This window comes from Winogradskyella ursingii (genome assembly GCF_013403975.1).
Lineage (GTDB): Bacteria > Bacteroidota > Bacteroidia > Flavobacteriales > Flavobacteriaceae > Winogradskyella > Winogradskyella ursingii.
This window is the reverse complement of the sequence record NZ_JABFDH010000016.1, coordinates 1-1181: the sequence shown is the minus strand read 5'-3', so window position 1 is coordinate 1181 and position 1181 is coordinate 1. Positions and strand designations below refer to the sequence as shown.

Below are 1181 nucleotides of genomic sequence, written 5' to 3'. Positions count from 1 at the left end.
GGAATCCTCATGGCAACAGGTACAATGTTGACCATCAATGGAACGGAAGGATCTCCTGTGACAATTTCGGATAACGCAGCCAGCCGAGCTGGAGGTGGACTTGAGGATTGGTCATTGAGCGCCAATGTAAATACATTAACTAATGTTAATTTCACAGGTAATACCGCAGGATTGAACAACGGTAGTTTTACAGCCGATGGAGGACCTGGAAACGGTGGAGCGATCCACGTAACGGGACCTGGAGATAACATGATCAGTGGTGGCTCTGCAGTTATGAATATGGCAGCCAACGAAGGTGGTGGATTTTGGAACGGTTCTGGTACAATGAGCATTGCCGATACTACGATAGATCAAAATACAGCATCAGGAAATGATGTTGAGGTAGCTGGAGCTGCTGGTGGTGGCGGACTTTTTAATGAAGGCGGTACTTTAAACTTATTAGGTTCAACGGCAATAACAAATAACGTGGCCGATGGAGCACAATCAACAGGTGGTGGAATTTTAAATGCTGCAGGTATTTTAATTGCAGATGGAATTTCAATAACTGGCAATACATCTAACCGTGCAGGTGGTGGAATTGAGACCAATGGTGACAGTTCGGTAGAGCTTACAAATGTCAACCTGGATGATAATTTTACGGGAGCTGTTACTGGTGCAGGAGCACCTGGTAATGGTGGAGGACTTCACGTTAGTGGAGCAGCACCTGTTACTATCACGGGAGGAACTGTAAATGGTAACATAGCCGCTAAAGAAGGTGGTGGACTTTGGAACAACCAAGGAGTACTTACTATTAATGGTACTACTATATCAGGAAACGATGCGCAAGGTAACTTTGTTGGTGGTGAGAATGTAGAGATTGTTGGAGGTGGAGGTATCTTCGCCGAAGACGGTATGGGATCTGTTGTAATCAATGAAGGAACAACTATTTCAGGAAACTTCGCTTCAGGAACTCAAGGTTCCGGTGGTGGAATCCTCATGGCAACAGGTACAATGTTGACCATCAATGGAACGGAAGGATCTCCTGTGACAATTTCGGATAACGCAGCCAGCCGAGCTGGAGGTGGACTTGAGGATTGGTCATTGAGCGCCAATGTAAATACATTAACTAATGTTAATTTCACAGGTAATACCGCAGGATTGAACAACGGTAGTTTTACAGCCGATGGAGGACCTGGAAACGG

1 protein-coding gene is annotated in these 1181 nt (G+C 45.5%); it reads left to right on the top strand.

The window, feature by feature from the left end:
* Window positions 1-9: 9 nt before the first annotated feature.
* Window positions 10-1181: beta strand repeat-containing protein (locus HM983_RS15745; protein WP_394366251.1), on the top strand; the 1172-nt coding region annotated here is incomplete at its 3' end.